This is a genomic window from Bradyrhizobium sp. 62 (genome assembly GCF_023073035.1).
In the GTDB taxonomy this organism is placed as follows: domain Bacteria; phylum Pseudomonadota; class Alphaproteobacteria; order Rhizobiales; family Xanthobacteraceae; genus Bradyrhizobium.
The window spans coordinates 319,022-333,612 of the sequence record NZ_JADPIT010000016.1; the positions used below are offsets into that span (position 1 = coordinate 319,022).

The window sequence follows — 14,591 nt, forward strand, 5'->3', positions numbered from 1 at the left end:
TGCAGGTCGAAGACGATCTTACGATCCCCGGTCATCCCGAAATCTTTGCGATCGGCGATACCGTTTTGATCAACGCCTGGGACGGCAAGCCCGTGCCCGGCATCGCGCCCGCCGCCAAGCAGCAGGGCCGTCACGTGGCCGAGACCATCAAGGCCCGGCTGCGCAAAGAGCCGACCGGCCCGTTCCGCTACAAGCACTCCGGCAGCCTCGCGCAGATCGGCAAGCGGCTCGCGGTGATCGACTTCGGCAAGGTAAAACTGCGCGGCACCATCGCGTGGTGGATCTGGGGCATTGCCCACATCTACTTCCTGATCGGCTTGCGCCACCGCCTCAGCGTCGCGCTGAGCTGGCTCTGGATCTACGCCCGCGACCAGCGCGCCGCCCGGCTGATCACGCAAGGAAGTAGTAAGGTGGTGTAGGGCTTCTTCTCCCTCTCCCCGTTCTTACGGGGAGAGGTTAAGTGAGGCGCGCTCGCCGCCCCTATTTCACCAGCTCACAGCCGCCTTCCGCCAGCGGGCGGAACGCCTGCTCCGCAGAGATCGTCGAAACCAGCTTGTAATAATCGTACGGATATTTCGACTCCTCCGGCTTCTTCACCTCGAACAGATACATCGGATGCACGACGCGGCCGTCCTGGCGGATCGTGGTGTCGCCGAACAGTTTGTCCTTGCCCTTGAACTTCTTCATCTCGGGCACGGCATCCTTGGCATTGTCGCTGCCGGTGGCGGCGACCGCGTTGAGATAGGCGAGCGTGGAGGCATAGACCCCGGCCTGGTTGCCGCTCGGCATCTTGCCGTTCATGCCGGGCCGCGCGGCGAAGCGCTTGGCGAAGGCGCGGGTGTCGTCGTTCATGTCCCAGTAGAAGGCCTCCATGAGTTGGAGCCCTTGCGCGACCTTGATGCCCATGCCGTGGACGTCGTTGATGAAGAGCAGGAAGGCGACGAGCTTTTGTCCGCCCTGCTGGATCCCGAACTCGGCCGCCTGCTTCACCGCGTTGATGGTGTCGCCGCCGGCATTGGCGAGCCCGATCACCTGGGCCTTGGAGCCCTGCGCCTGCAACAGGAACGACGCGAAGTCGGACGTGCCGAGCGGATGCTTGCTGGAGCCCAACACCTTGCCGCCATGCGCCTCGATGTATTTCTGGGCTTCCGCCTCGATGCCCTTGCCGAGCGCGTAATCGACCGTGAGGAAATACCAGTCCTTGCCGCCGCGCGACATCATCGCGGCCGCCGTGGTGTTGCCGGTCGCCCAGGCGTCGTTGACCCACTGGATGGTGTTGGGCGAGCAGGCCTTGCCGGTGAGATCGGAGCTCGCGGTAGATGATGCGAGAAACGTCATGCGGCTGCCGCGCAGCAGCGTGTTGATGGAGAGGCCGACCGCCGAATTCGGCACGTCGACAATGGCGTCGACGCCCTCGACATCGAGCCATTTGCGCGCGATGGCGTTGCCGACATCGGCCTTGTTCTGGTGATCGGCGTAGACGATGTCGACCTTGATGCCTTTGCCGCCGCCGTTGAAGTCCTCAGCGGCCATCCGCGCGGCCTCGACCGAGCCCATGCCGTTGGTATCCTGGAAGATGCCGGAAATGTCGTTGAGCACGCCGACGCGCACGACATTGTCGGAGATCTCGGCATTTGCCGCGCCGCCAATCAGGCTCGCGGCCAGCGCAAGCGTCCACTTCAAGTTCTTCATTGGTCCCTCCCCTGTCGTATTGATTATTTCCGATGCCGGCAGCGTCAGCCCGGCGTGATGGTTACAGGCAGGCTGTCGAGCCCGCGCAGCGTGTTGTTGAAACGGCGCTGTGGCTCGCCCGTGATCTCGATCTTCGCGATCCGGCGGGCCAGAGCCGCGAGCATTGTCTCGCCTTCGAGCCGCGCGACCAGCTGACCGACGCACATGTGAATACCTGAGCCATAGCCGACATGGCCCGACGTGCGGCGGGTGACGTCGTAGCTGTCCGGCTTGTCCCAGCGCCGCGGATCGCGATTGGCAGCCGCCAGGAACATCAACACCTTCTCGCCCTCACCGATGGTCGCGCCTGACAGATCGACCTCGCGCGTTGTCGTGCGGAAGAAGGTCTGCACCGGACTTTCGAAACGGACGGCCTCCTCGAAAGCGTTGCGCGCCAGCGTGAAATCGCCGCGCAAGCGCTGCCACTGCTCCGGGAAGCGCGCGAGACAGTAGACCGCTGCACCGATGCCGTTGACGGTGGTGTCGAGGCCCGCCGACAGCAGCGAACGCACCAGCAGCGGCGCTTCGGTCGCGGTGATGGCACCCTCGTCGACATGAGCGTGGATGCAGGCGCCGATGCCGCCGGGCGTGAGGTTGTCCCGCTGGCACTGCTCGGTAACATAGGCCTGGTGCGGCGCCGAGCGCGCGATCGCCTCGTTGCGCAACTGGTTCGGCGGGCCGAAGGCGTTGAACACCACGCTCGCATAGGGAATGAGATTCTCGCGTCCCTCAGGTTTCAGCCCGAGCGCATCCGGGAAGATCGACAGCGGATAGGCTTCGGCGAGGTCCGTGATGGCATCGAAGCTGCGCTTCTCCAGCAAAGCGTCCACACGCTCTTCCGCTGCCGCGGCAAAGCGGTCGCGGAGCCCCTTCATCACCGTCGGCGACAGCACCTTCGAGAGCACGGCGCGGGTGCGGGCGTGCGCGGGTGGATCGGCTTCGAGGATCAGGCTTGGCGGCCGCCACGGCGTCTCCTTCTTGAAGTCGGACAGGCCGACGCCGCGGCTGGAGCAGAACGTCGCGGGATCATTCAGCACGGCATGGACCTCGGCATAGCGCGCCACGCCATAGACGTTCCACTTGTCGAGATAGACGACAGGTCCCGCCTCCCGCAGCAGCTCATGCGTGGGATAGGGATCGGCGAAAAAATTCATGTCGAAGGGATCGACGTCGAGATGCGGGACGGCCGACGAACCGCTGATTTCCGGGGAGCTGGAAGTGCTCATGGAAGTCCTCCCTCATTTTGATCTTGTGAAAGGGCCGCGCTTACCTTTAGGTCTCCAGACACGCCGCGAGACAGAATCCCGACATGCCGCCGTCTTCGACCAGAGCCCGCCAAAAACTTGCGCCCGCCGAGACGGGACCGACGCTCGATCTCGACCGCTACGTCCCCGCGTTCATCACCTTCATCGCCAACAAGCTCTCGAACAGCGCCACCGCGTTCTATCAGCGAGAGTTCGGCGTCAACGTCACGGAATGGCGGATCATGTCGCTGCTGGCGATCGAGCCCGGCATTCCCGCCTCGCGCATCTGCCACGTCATCGGTTTCGACAAGGGCCCGGTGAGCCGGACGCTGGCTGGTCTGGAAAAGCGGGGGCTGATCTCGATCCGCACCGATCCCAACGACGGGCGCACCCATTCGATCGCGCTGACGGCGAAGGGCCGCGCCATCCATGACAAGGTGATCGTCGCCGCATTCGAGCGCGAACGGCGCCTGTTGTCCTGCCTGGACAAGGACGAGCGCGAGGTGCTGATCGACCTGTTGCGCCGCCTGCACGAAAATCTCGGCGCGGTGACCGGCAGCACCGAGACCTGACGGAGCACGCGCGGTACGCGGACCTCTCTCATGTCCAGGCATGCGCCAGCATTCGCCGGCGGCACTCTCTCTGCCGAGCATAGCTTCCTCCGATCCGACGCGGCGGTTCCTCCCGCCGTCATCCTTGTCTGGAACGGTTCGCATAAATTAGTTGCTTAGGCAACAAAGGAATCATGCAAGATAATGCGGCAGGGCAGCTGGCCTAACGGCGAGCTGTTTCAGCCCCGTCATTGCGAGAGGAGGCCTACGGCCGCCCACCTAATACGAAGAGCTGCCGTTTCAACTGCTACAGACCGATCCACTCACCCGAGACATCGTCATCCAACCGCGCCAGCGCATCGGCGCGCCGCGTCAGCACGGCGCGCTGATTGATGTAGCCCTTGTCGGTGATCTCGCCGCCGTCCACCGACGGCGGCTCGGCGAGCAGCAGGGCGCGCGTGGCGTGGCCGGAGGAGTTGGCGCCGTGTTGCTTGAGTTTCGCCAGACCCTGCGCGATCGCGGCTCTGACCTTGTCATGCGCGAGCAATTCGTTCACGGCTGCGGCCTCGGGCAGGCCGGCACGCGCGCGGCATGCGGCGATGTTCGGGAACACCAAAAAACGCACCTCGTCGCCGCCATGGCCAGTGACGACGATGTCCTGCGCGAGCGGCGCCAGCGCGGCGATGCCGGCGAGGCGCAGCGTGCCGACGCTGACCCAAGTGCCGGAATTGAGCTTGAAGTCCTCCGCGACACGGCCATCGAAGAACAGGCCGCGCTCAGACCGGTTCGCATCGGCGAACTTCACGGCATCACCAATGAGATAAAAGCCCTCGTCGTCAAACGCCTGCCTGGTCAGCTCCGGCGCCTTCCAATAGCCCGGCGTGACGTTGGGGCCGCGCACGCGCACCTCCAGCTTGTCGCCGGAGGTGACGAGCTTCAATTCGGTGCCGGGGATGGGCACGCCGATATTGCCCGAGCGCTCCGCGAGGAAATGGCAGTCGGTCGCCAGCGGCGACGTCTCGGTCGAGCCCCACGCCGAGACCATCGGCATCGCGCGGCCAACGGTCTTGACGGAAAGTTCTTCCAGCGCGTCCCAGAGATTCTGCGGCAGCGCAGCCCCCGCGTAGAAGGCGAATTTCACCTCGCTGAAGAAGCGGCGACACAGCTCCTCGTCTGCGCGCAGCGCCGTGATCAACATGTCGAAGCCGCGCGGCACGTTGAAATAGACCGTCGGCATCACGCTTTTGAGATTGGCGAGTGACGTCGCAAACAGGCCGGGCGCCGGCTTGCCGCCGTCGATATGGAGCGAGCCGCCATTGCGCAGCACGAGATTGAAATTGTGGTTGGCGCCGAACGTATGGCTCCAGGGCAGCCAGTCGAGAATGACGAGATCCTCGCGCGCCTGTTCGAGAAAGGTCCACGTCTGGGCCTTGGCCTGCTGGCTGGACGTCAGCATGCGCTGGGTGTTGATCACGGCTTTCGGCGTGCCGGTCGAGCCCGAAGTGAACAGGAGCTTTGCGATCGTCGCGGGCGTCACCGCGGCGAAGGCCTTTGCGACGTCGGCGGTCTCGGGCGTTGCCGCGATGGTGCGGAAGGCCAGCGCATCGGCATCGTCGGCATTGCCGCTGATGATCTGCGCGCTATGCAAAGGCTTGATCGCGGCCAGCGCCGCCGCAAACAGCCTCGTCGCGGAAACATAGATGGCGCCCGGCTCCAGCAGCGTGATCATGCTCTTGAGCTTGTCAAAGTCCTTTGACATCAGCGAATAGGCCGGCGAGATCGCCGCCGAGGGCACGCCGACATGCTGGGCCGCCAGTGCCAGCAGCGCGTGATCGATGCTGTTATCGGAGAGGATCGCGAGCGGGCGCTCCGCGCCGAGACCTTGCGCCAGAACCCAGGACGCCGCCGCGCGCACCTGGCGCAGCGCCTGCGCATAGGTGACGGTGGTCCATGGCAATTCGGCACTGCTGCGCTCGGCGAGGAAAATCGCATCGGGCCTCTGCCGCGCCCATTGCTCCAGCCAGTCGCCGATGCAGCGCGCGCCATCGCGCAGCGGCTCGGGCGAGCGCAGCACGATGCTGCCGTCGGCGCGATGCTCGGCAACGGTTCTGGGTGTCGCGAACAGGCTCGCAGCATCACCGCGAGGGGCGGTTGTCATGGTTTCCTCCTCGCCCGGAAGCCGGGATCGGCCGCAGCCTCGTCGCGGACCACGTTGGCCTGCATGTTGGCCATGACAATTGTTGGGGCGCAAGCTCAGGCCCGTTGAGCTGCCCATTATTTGCGCAAATGCTCGTAACAGGGCGCTGACACGAAGCTCCGCCAGCGCTCGAAATATCCCACAAGCCTCTGATCTCTCGGTAATATCCGCAGCACTTGTCCTGCCCGGATTCTGTACACAATGGCACATCGCTTGCTTCGATCGGGGTGAAGAGACGTTGCCGGAGATTTGTCGCCATGAAGGCTGAAATGGGGGCTGAGCAGCCTGAAACGATCGCCGCGATCGTGGCCGCGCATCGCGCGGGCACGCTCAAGCCGGCGCAGACGGTCGCACGCACCTATCAGCGCATCCGCGACCACAATGATCCCGCCGTCTTCATCAGCCTGCGCGACGAAAAGGACGCGGTCGCCGAGGCCGAGAAGCTCGCCACCAAGGAGGCCGCCAGCCTGCGGCTCTATGGCGTGCCGGTGGTCGTGAAGGACAATATCGACGCGCTGGGATTTCCGACCACCGCGGCGTGCCCGGCCTTCTCGTACATCCCGACACACGATTCGACCGCGGTTGCGCGGCTGCGCGCCGCCGGCGCGATCATCATCGGCAAGACCAATCTCGACCAGTTCGCGACCGGCCTTGTCGGCGTGCGCTCGCCCTACGGCATCCCCAGGAACGCAATCCGCGATGACCTCATTCCCGGCGGATCAAGCTCGGGATCGGCCGCCGCCGTCGGCGCCGGGCTGGTGCCACTGTCGTTAGGTACCGACACCGCAGGCAGCGGCCGCGTGCCGGCGATGCTCAACAACATCGTCGGTCTCAAGCCGAGCCTCGGCATGATTTCGACCGCTGGCCTGGTGCCGGCGTGCCGGACGCTGGACTGTATCTCGGTGTTCGCTTTGACGGTCGACGACGCCGCGCTGGCGCTCTCCGTGATGGCAGGTCCCGATCAGGCCGATCCGTTCTCGCGCGACCGGCCGCTTGGCGCGATCACCCCGCTCCCGGCAAACCTGCGCCTGGGCGTGCCGCGCAGCGGACAGCTGATCTTCTTCGGCGACAAGAAGGCGGAAGCGGCTTACGCCGAGGCGCTGAAGCGCTGGACCGCGCTTGGCGCAACGCTCGTCGAGTTCGACCTCGAGCCGTTCTATGAGACGGCCCGACTGCTCTACGAGGGACCGTGGGTCACGGAGCGCTATCTCGTGATCCGCGACCTGCTGGCGTCCGCGCCGGATGCCATCCATCCCGTGACGCGCGAGATCACTGCGGCCGGTGCGCGGTTGACGGCGGCGGACACCTTCTCCGCGCTCTATCGTCTGCAGGGCCTGCGCAAGATCGCCGAGCGCACCTTCACCAATATCGACGCGCTGGTGCTGCCGACGGCGCCGACGGCCTATACGACCGCGCAGGTGCTGGCCAATCCGGTCGAGCTCAACAGTCGGCTCGGCACCTACACCAACTTTGTCAATCTGCTCGACCTCTGCGGTCTCGCGCTGCCGGCGGCGATGCGTGCCGACGGCATCCCGTTCGGCATCACGCTCCTTGCTCCCACCGGACACGATGCGCTGCTCGCCAGCATCGGGCGCGTGTTCCATGCCGATACCAAACTGACGCTTGGCGCAAAGGGCGTGGCGCAACCCGCGCTGGCGCCGCTTGCCGCTGATAGCAGCGACGAGATTCCCATCGCCGTAGTCGGCGCGCATCTGTCCGGCATGGTGCTGAACAGCGAGTTGAAAGCGCTGAACGGCCAGCTGATCGAGGCGACCAGGACCGCGGCGGACTACAAGCTCTACGCATTGAAGACCACGCCGCCGAAGCCGGGCATGCTGCGCGTCGAGGCCGGCAAGGGCGCGTCGATCGAGCTGGAGATCTGGTCGCTGTCGTCGTCCGCCTTCGGCAAGTTCGTCAACGCGATTCCCGCGCCGATGGCGATCGGCACCGTGCGGCTGGCGGATGGCCGCAGCGTGAAGGGATTTCTCGTCGAGCCCGAGGTGCTGGGCGACGCTCGCGACATCACCGCGTATGGCGGCTGGCGGAAGTATATGGCGGAAGCTGCGACAGCGTAGGTCTCGTAGGGCGGGCAAAGCGAAGCGTGCCCACCATCACCGTCAGCTTGGGTAGATGGTGGGCACGGCGCTTTGCGCCTTTGTCCACCCTACGGCACCGTGCGCGCGGCCCTAAACCGACACCGCGTAGATCTCGTACTCCCCGCGCACCAGCTCGATATGCGCACGCATCGCGGCGGCGGCGCCCTGCTTGTCGCCGCGCATGATGGCGACGACGACGCGATCGTGTTCCGCTTGCGACTTGGCGAGACGTCCGAGATTGCGGAACTGGGCGCGGCGGAACGGCTGCACCCGCACGCGCGTCGCCAGCGTGATCTCGGCGATGTAGCCGTTCTGCGATCCCGCATAGATCGCATTGTGGAAGCGCTCGTTGACCTCGTGGAAGCGATCGGGGTTGCCGGCGTAGCTCAACACCCGCAGCTCCTCGTGGATGGCTTCCAGGCCGTGACGCTCGGCGGCTGACATGCGTTCAGCGGCAAGGCCCGCGCACAGCGCTTCCAGCTCCGCCATCGCCTCGAACATGCCCGTCAGCCGCTCGAACGAGGGCTGCGCCACCACCGCGCCGCGATGGGCGCGCGCTTCGACCAGGCCGCTTGCCACGAGCTGGCGCAGTGCTTCCCGCACCGGCGTGCGCGAAACGCTGAAGCGGCGCGCGATGTCGGTCTCGTCAAGCGGCGCGCCAGGCGGCAAAGCTCCGCGCACGATCTCGTCGGCGAGCTGCAGGCGCAGCTCCTCGGCGCGCGTGACCTTGTGCGCTGATGGCGACGCCCGGTCGACACGCGGCACCGCCGGTTCGGCCGGCAGCGCTCCGGGCGGAAGATCGTCAAGCGTCATACGGTCAGGTCTCTTTCGACTCGTCGATGATGCTGACATGGGCGGCGACGACGCGCCAGCCCTCCGGGAACTTTACCCAGGTCTGCATCTGCCGGCCGACCTTGCCCGGCATCGTGTCGCGATAGAACAGGGTGGAGGCGACCGCGGTGTCGCGGCCATAGCTGGTGATCACGGTTTTCGCGGTGCGGCGATTGAGGCCGACCGGCGAGCGCCCGGCGCGAAAGCCGGAGATCGCTTCATAGCCGTAGAGGTTCTCGCCGATGCCATAGCGCAGCGTGCGGGGATCGTTGCGGAAGAGCTCGCCGAGCACCGCGACGTCGTTGGTGATCAGGGCCTGCTCGTAGCGCTCGAACGCGGCTTTGACGTCCGCGATCACGTCGGGGAGATCGATCTCCATCTCAAAATCCTCTTGGGCTGGGCGCGGCGGCGACGCCCATCTTCTCCAACGCGTACGCGACGCGCAACGCGATGTCCTCGCGCCAGGGCGCGGCGATGATCTGCACGCCGATCGGCAGCGGCTCGAGCGGCACCGGCACGGCGACTACGGGGAGGCCGATGAATGAGATCGGCTGGGTGTGGAGGCCGATATTGGCACGCACCGGCAGCTCGACGCCACCGAGATTGAAATTGACCTGGCCGAGCTTCGGCGCGGTGCATGGCGTCGCCGGTGCAATCAGCACGTCGACGGATTTGAAAATCTCCGCGAATTGCGCGCGATACCAGCGGCGAAATTTTTGCGCGCGGTCGACCAGCGGAGCCGGCACCATGGCGCCCGCGATCAGCCGGTCGCGCACGGCGGGATCGAAATCGTTCGGTCGCTTGCGCAGCCGATCGAGATGCAGCGAGGCGCCTTCTGTGGTGGTGATGACATAGGCCGCCGCGCGGGCACGCGCGGCTTCCGGCACGTCCACCACGCGCGTGGCGCCCAGCGCCTTGGCGACGCGGCTGACGGCTTCGACGGCTTCCGGAAACAAATTCTGCTGGAAGTACCCGCCGGCGATCGCGATGCGCAGGTCCGAAACCGGATTGGCAAGCAGCGGCAGCGTCGGCTCCAGACCACGTGTGGTGGTGCAGGCGGCGTCGTCGGCATCCGGCCCCTGCATGGCGTCATAGGCCAGCGCGAGATCGGTGGCGCAGCGCGCGAACGGGCCGAGATGATCGAGACTCGCGACGAACGGGAAAGAGCGCGCACGCGAGAGCCGGCCATAGGTCGGCTTCAGGCCGAAGATGCCGCAGAACGAGGACGGCACGCGGATCGAACCGTTGGTGTCGGAGCCGAGCGCGATCGGCACCAGCGCGCCGCCCACGGCACTGCCCGAACCGCCAGAGGAGCCGCCGCTCATCCGCGTCGTGTCATGCGGATTGCGCGAGGGACCGTCATGGACGTTCTCCCCGGTGAAGTCATAGGCGTATTCGCCCATGTTGAGCGCACCGACCAGGACGGCGCCGGCCGCTTCCATGCGCTCGATCAACGTGGCATCGCGCGTGGCGGGCACGCGGTCTCGGTTGATCTTCGAGCCTGCGCGGGTGGCGAGGCCTGCTACGTCGAACAAATTCTTGACCGCGAAGGGCACGCCGGCCAATGGGCCGACGGCCTTGCCGGCGGCGATATCGGCATCGATCGCGCGCGCTTTGGCACGGGCGCGATCGGCGGTGACGTCGGTGAACGCATTGAGGATGGTGTCGTGCTGCTTGATGCGCGCAAGCGCGGCTTCGGTGGCATCGAGCGCGGACATCTTGCGGCCGGCAACCGCGCTCGCGATCTCGGAGGCCGTCATCTCTGGCTTGGTCGTCATGGCGGCGTCAGACCGTGAACACGGGCGCCGGCTCGGTCTCGTCCGGCAGCGCGAATTCGTCGACGAGACGGCCGAGCCGCAGCGAGACCTCGAGATTGGCGCGAATGGACGACCTCCATGCTTCCTCGACGGGCAACGCCAACGCTTTGGTGACAGCGTCGATATAATCGTCCAGCGGTTCGGCCATCACGCTCCCAAACAAGCTCTCAGTGTGCGCCCTGTGTCTGCAGCGGCGGATGCGGGATCGCCGTCAGCAGCTCCTTGGTGTAATCGTCCTGCGGATCGCTCAAGACCCTCTCGGAAGACCCTTCCTCGACGATTCGACCCGACCGCATGACAATGACACGATCGCACAACAAGCGCACTACGTTCAAATCATGCGAGACGAACAGATAACCCATACCTAGCCGCGCCTTGAGGTCCTGGAGCAGATTGAGGACCACGGCCTGGACCGAAACGTCGAGCGCGGCGGTCGGCTCGTCCAGGATGACGAGTTTCGGGTGCAGGGCGATGGCGCGGGCGATGCCGACGCGGGCCTTCTGGCCGCCCGACAATTGGTGCGGAAAGCGATCCAGCAGATTGTGCGGCAGGCCCACCATGGTGGCGAGCTCCTCGCAGCGAGCGCGGAGCGCGTCGCGCCCCCTGATGTCACCGAGCTGCATGATGGGATCGGCGATGGCGCGCACGGCGGTGAAGCGCGGGTTGAGGCTGTCGGTCGGATCCTGGAACACCATCTGGATGCGGCTGCGCTGCGGCAGACGCGCGAAGCCGGCGGGCGCGATGGCGCCGATGTCCTCGCCGTCGAACTGGATCAGGCCCGAGGTCTGGTCCAGCAGCCGCATCACCATCATCGACGTGGTCGATTTGCCGCAGCCGGACTCGCCGACCAGGCCGACGCTCTCGCCGTGACCGACCGAGAAGCTGATGCCGTCGACGGCGCGGAACACATCCGGCTCGACCGGCGGCTTGCGGCCGAACAATTTGCCGAGCGTGGCGGTGGCGCCCTGACGGGGATATTCCTTGACCAGCTTGTCGATGAGGAGAAGGGGCGTCTTGCCCGCCGGGACGATCGGAGCCAATTCCGCGGATGCTGCGCTCGTGGCGGCGAGTGCTGAGCCTTCCTCCTCCGGCAACAGATCCCGCAGGCTCACACCGAGCCGCGGCGTCGCGCGCATCAGCTTCTTCGTGTAGGGGTGCTGCGGGTTGGCGAAGATGTCGGCGGCCTTGGCGGTCTCGACCACCCGGCCCTTTTCCATCACCACGACACGGTCGCAATAGGCGGCCGCGAGGCCGAGGTCATGCGTGATCAGGATGGTGGACATCGCCTTGCGCTTGGTCAGCTCGACGATCAGATCCATCACCGCCTTCTGCGTGGTGACGTCCAACCCTGTCGTCGGCTCGTCCGCGATCAGCAGTTGCGGATTGCAGGCGAGCGCGAGCGCGATGACGACGCGCTGGCACATGCCGCCGGACAATTCGAACGGATAGGCGTGATAGCGCTCGCGCGGACGGGCGATCTTGACCTGCTCCAGCGCCTCGATCGCCTTTTCGCCGCGGTCCGAAACCATGGCCTGCTGGACATGGGTGCGCAGCACGTCCTCGATCTGGTCGCCGACCTTCCGGATCGGGTTGAGCGCGGCGCGCGGGTTCTGGAAGATCATCGAGACTTCGCGACCGCGCAAATCGCGCATCTGGTCTTCGGTCGCGGCCTTGACGTCGATACCCGAGAACATCACCGAGCCTTCGGCGATCCGCCCCGCACGGTCGAGGATGCGCATCACCGCATACGACGTCACCGACTTGCCGGAGCCGGACTCGCCGACGATCGCGAGCGTCTCGCCCTTGGCAACGGAGATGTTGACGTGCTGCACCGCCTTGACGATGCCGCGGCGGGTGGTGAATTCGACGGTGAGGTCCTGGACATCGAGCAGCGGCTGGGCGGTCATGGGCACCTCCCAAACAAAAACATCGAAAACAACCCCATGCACAGTAGAACGGGATTGAAATCATTGGAGAATTTTGAGCGAAAATTCACGCCTAATCCCGCCATCACGTCCTCCGCTGGGGGTCGACGATGTCGCGCAGGCCGTCGCCGAGGAGGTTGAAGCAGAACACGGCGATCATCAGAGCGAGGCCCGGGAATAGCGCGATCCACCATTCGCCTGACACCATGAAGCCGGCGCCTTCGGCGACCATGATGCCCCATTCCGCCGTCGGCGGACGGACGCCGAGGCCGATGAACGAGAGGCCGGCGGCATTGAGGATGGCGTAGCCCATGGTCAGCGACATCTGCACGATCATGATCGGCATGATGTTCGGCAGGATATGCACGAGAAGAATGCGGAACTGGCCGTTGCCGGACAGACGCGCGGCCTGCACGAAGCCGGCATTGCGGCGGACATTGGCTTCGGCGCGCGCGACGCGGGCATAGAGCGGGAAGTTCACGATGGCCGTTGCGAGGATGATGTTCTGCACGGTGTTGCCGAGCGCTGCGACGATGCCCATCGCGAGCACGAACAACGGGAACGCCATGATGGTGTCGGCGATGCGGCCGACGATGCGATCGGTCCAGCCGCCGAAATAGCCGGCCGCGATGCCGGCGAGCCCACCCATCAGGAACACCAGCGCGACGGAGGCGACCGCGATGAACGTATCGAGCCGCGTCGCCACCACGACCCGGCTGAAGATGTCGCGGCCCAATTGGTCGGTGCCGAACCAGTGCGCGGCCGAGGGCGGCTTCAGCGACGCCGCGGTGTCGGACGCCAGCGGATCATACGGCACCACATAGGGGCCGAAGATCGCGGCAAGGAGGATCACGATCAGCAGCGCGAAGGCAAAGCCCGTGACCTTGTTCTCGCCAAGCACGTAGCGGGTCTGGTCGAGCAGCGCGACGAACCCTGAGGTCCGCGCGGGACCGACAGGTTCAACAGCAGGCGCAACGGTGCTCATGATTAGCCCTCCAAGCGCACGCGCGGATCGATCACGCCATAGAGAATGTCGATCACGAGATTGAGCAGCACGTACATCACCGCCATGGTCAGCACGAAACCCTGCACCGGCGCGAAGTCCGACGAGATCAGCGCCTCGACCGCATAGGAGCCGATGCCTGGCCAGGCGAACACTTTCTCCACCAGCACGTTGGCGCCGAGCAGGAACGAGAACACCATGCTCAGCGTGGTGATGACCGGAAGCATCGCGTTGCGGAAGGCATAGGTGACGATGACGGTTGCCGGGGACAGGCCGCTGGCGCGCGCGGTGCGCACGAACTCGGACGACAGCACCGCCAGCATCGAGGCGCGCGTCATGCGCGCGATTGGCGCCAGCGAGAAGATCGCAAGCGTCGTCGCCGGCAGGATCAGCTGGCTGCATGCCGAACGGAACGCCTCGAAGTCACGCGCGATCAGGGTGTCGATCAGATAGAAGCCGGTCACCGTCGGCGGCGCGCTGTAGAACACATCGAGCCGGCCGAGCGGCGCAGGCGACCAGCCGAGCCGGAAATAGAAGACATAGACCAGCACCAGACCTGTGAAGAACACTGGCAGCGAGACGCCGGCCGTCGTCGTCACGCGACAGAGATGGTCGACCCACGATCCCGGCCGCGTCGCCGCCAGCACGCCGAGAGGGATGGCGATGACGACCGAGACGATGAGGCCGAGCAGCGTCAACTCGGCGGAGGCCGGCAGGCGGTTGCGGATCTCGGCTGCGACCGGCTGGCCCGTCGTGAGCGAATTGCCGAAATCGCCATGGGCGAGATCGTTGGTGTAGCGGAAGAACTGCTCGATCAGCGGCTTGTCGAGGCCGAGTTTTTTCCGGATCTGCTCGACGGCTTCCTTCGTTGCGGCGGGCCCTGCGAAATAGGCGGCGGGATCGCCCGGTAGTGCGCGGGTCAGCAGGAAGGTGACGATGACGACCCCGATCAGCGAGGGAATCGCGAACATCAGGCGCTTGCCGATCATGGTCAGCATGGGGTTGCGCTCCTGCTGCTCTGCGGTTGTGGGCGGGTTCGCGCCACCTGCTCCGCTGCGCCCCCTCTCCCACGCAACCGGGGTCTGCCCCGGTTGCGCATTGGTGATTGGCGCAAGTCGGGCAGGCCCGACTTGCGATGGGAGAGGGTTGGGGTGAGGGGTAGCCCCAAGCGAGGTCGGAGTTCGTGGCTACCCCTC

General features: G+C 65.6%; 12 protein-coding genes and 1 pseudogene. 3 read left to right on the forward strand and 10 right to left on the reverse strand.

The window, feature by feature from the left end; genetic code table 11:
* Window positions 1-419, forward strand: a pseudogene (locus IVB47_RS20545) (NAD(P)/FAD-dependent oxidoreductase); the annotation flags it as partial.
* Window positions 420-480: 61 nt separating this feature from the next.
* Here the strand turns inward: IVB47_RS20545 and IVB47_RS20550 are convergent.
* Complete coding sequence (locus IVB47_RS20550; protein ID WP_027565928.1) at window positions 481-1,692, reverse strand: ABC transporter substrate-binding protein; 1,212 nt, start codon at window positions 1,690-1,692, stop codon at window positions 481-483.
* A 44-nt stretch (window positions 1,693-1,736) separates the two neighbouring features.
* Window positions 1,737-2,957, reverse strand: coding sequence for a cytochrome P450 (locus tag IVB47_RS20555; RefSeq protein ID WP_247463724.1), 1,221 nt, complete (start codon window positions 2,955-2,957; stop codon window positions 1,737-1,739).
* Between the two features lie 83 nt (window positions 2,958-3,040).
* Between IVB47_RS20555 and IVB47_RS20560 the strand changes: the two genes are divergently transcribed.
* The gene (locus IVB47_RS20560) at window positions 3,041-3,547 is read left to right on the forward strand and encodes a MarR family transcriptional regulator (protein WP_247463727.1); all 507 of its coding nucleotides are present in this window, start codon (window positions 3,041-3,043) and stop codon (window positions 3,545-3,547) included.
* A gap of 286 nt (window positions 3,548-3,833) precedes the next feature.
* Here IVB47_RS20560 and IVB47_RS20565 read toward each other — a convergent pair whose 3' ends face one another.
* Window positions 3,834-5,684, reverse strand: a complete 1,851-nt coding sequence (locus IVB47_RS20565; protein ID WP_247463729.1) for a feruloyl-CoA synthase — start codon at window positions 5,682-5,684, stop codon at window positions 3,834-3,836.
* A gap of 296 nt (window positions 5,685-5,980) precedes the next feature.
* On the opposite strand from IVB47_RS20565, the gene atzF reads away from it, so the two are divergent.
* On the forward strand, window positions 5,981-7,798 hold the full coding sequence (atzF, locus tag IVB47_RS20570) for an allophanate hydrolase (RefSeq protein ID WP_247463732.1): 1,818 nt from the start codon (window positions 5,981-5,983) through the stop codon (window positions 7,796-7,798).
* A gap of 111 nt (window positions 7,799-7,909) precedes the next feature.
* On the opposite strand, the gene IVB47_RS20575 is transcribed toward atzF, so the two are convergent.
* From IVB47_RS20575 to IVB47_RS20605, 7 genes are all read right to left on the reverse strand, one after another.
* Window positions 7,910-8,632, reverse strand: a complete 723-nt coding sequence (locus IVB47_RS20575) for a GntR family transcriptional regulator (RefSeq protein WP_027565933.1) — start codon at window positions 8,630-8,632, stop codon at window positions 7,910-7,912.
* A gap of 4 nt (window positions 8,633-8,636) precedes the next feature.
* The gene (gene hpxZ, locus IVB47_RS20580; protein WP_007615793.1) at window positions 8,637-9,029 is read right to left on the reverse strand and encodes an oxalurate catabolism protein HpxZ; all 393 of its coding nucleotides are present in this window, start codon (window positions 9,027-9,029) and stop codon (window positions 8,637-8,639) included.
* A 1-nt stretch (window position 9,030) separates the two neighbouring features.
* Complete coding sequence (locus tag IVB47_RS20585; protein ID WP_247463735.1) at window positions 9,031-10,428, reverse strand: AtzE family amidohydrolase; 1,398 nt, start codon at window positions 10,426-10,428, stop codon at window positions 9,031-9,033.
* 7 nt (window positions 10,429-10,435) lie between these two features.
* The gene (locus IVB47_RS20590) at window positions 10,436-10,615 is read right to left on the reverse strand and encodes a DUF4089 domain-containing protein (protein ID WP_007615797.1); all 180 of its coding nucleotides are present in this window, start codon (window positions 10,613-10,615) and stop codon (window positions 10,436-10,438) included.
* 19 nt (window positions 10,616-10,634) lie between these two features.
* Window positions 10,635-12,374, reverse strand: a complete 1,740-nt coding sequence (locus tag IVB47_RS20595) for an ABC transporter ATP-binding protein (RefSeq protein ID WP_247463739.1) — start codon at window positions 12,372-12,374, stop codon at window positions 10,635-10,637.
* A 103-nt stretch (window positions 12,375-12,477) separates the two neighbouring features.
* The gene (locus IVB47_RS20600) at window positions 12,478-13,377 is read right to left on the reverse strand and encodes an ABC transporter permease (RefSeq protein ID WP_247463742.1); all 900 of its coding nucleotides are present in this window, start codon (window positions 13,375-13,377) and stop codon (window positions 12,478-12,480) included.
* Between the two features lie 2 nt (window positions 13,378-13,379).
* Window positions 13,380-14,393 carry an ABC transporter permease gene (locus tag IVB47_RS20605; protein ID WP_018456013.1) on the reverse strand — a complete coding sequence of 338 codons (1,014 nt, stop codon included), beginning with the start codon at window positions 14,391-14,393 and terminating at the stop codon, window positions 13,380-13,382.
* Window positions 14,394-14,591 lie beyond the last annotated feature (198 nt).

Coding starts and splice junctions, on each gene's coding strand:
- IVB47_RS20575 (WP_027565933.1), bottom strand. CDS start 8,632: ATGACGCTTGACGATCTTCCGCCCGGAGCGCTGCCGGCCGAACCGGCG.
- IVB47_RS20590 (WP_007615797.1), bottom strand. CDS start 10,615: ATGGCCGAACCGCTGGACGATTATATCGACGCTGTCACCAAAGCGTTG.
- IVB47_RS20585 (WP_247463735.1), bottom strand. CDS start 10,428: ATGACGACCAAGCCAGAGATGACGGCCTCCGAGATCGCGAGCGCGGTT.
- IVB47_RS20565 (WP_247463729.1), bottom strand. CDS start 5,684: ATGACAACCGCCCCTCGCGGTGATGCTGCGAGCCTGTTCGCGACACCC.
- IVB47_RS20605 (WP_018456013.1), bottom strand. CDS start 14,393: ATGCTGACCATGATCGGCAAGCGCCTGATGTTCGCGATTCCCTCGCTG.
- IVB47_RS20550 (WP_027565928.1), bottom strand. CDS start 1,692: ATGAAGAACTTGAAGTGGACGCTTGCGCTGGCCGCGAGCCTGATTGGC.
- atzF (WP_247463732.1), top strand. CDS start 5,981: ATGAAGGCTGAAATGGGGGCTGAGCAGCCTGAAACGATCGCCGCGATC.
- IVB47_RS20555 (WP_247463724.1), bottom strand. CDS start 2,957: ATGAGCACTTCCAGCTCCCCGGAAATCAGCGGTTCGTCGGCCGTCCCG.
- hpxZ (WP_007615793.1), bottom strand. CDS start 9,029: ATGGAGATCGATCTCCCCGACGTGATCGCGGACGTCAAAGCCGCGTTC.
- IVB47_RS20595 (WP_247463739.1), bottom strand. CDS start 12,374: ATGACCGCCCAGCCGCTGCTCGATGTCCAGGACCTCACCGTCGAATTC.
- IVB47_RS20600 (WP_247463742.1), bottom strand. CDS start 13,377: ATGAGCACCGTTGCGCCTGCTGTTGAACCTGTCGGTCCCGCGCGGACC.
- IVB47_RS20560 (WP_247463727.1), top strand. CDS start 3,041: ATGCCGCCGTCTTCGACCAGAGCCCGCCAAAAACTTGCGCCCGCCGAG.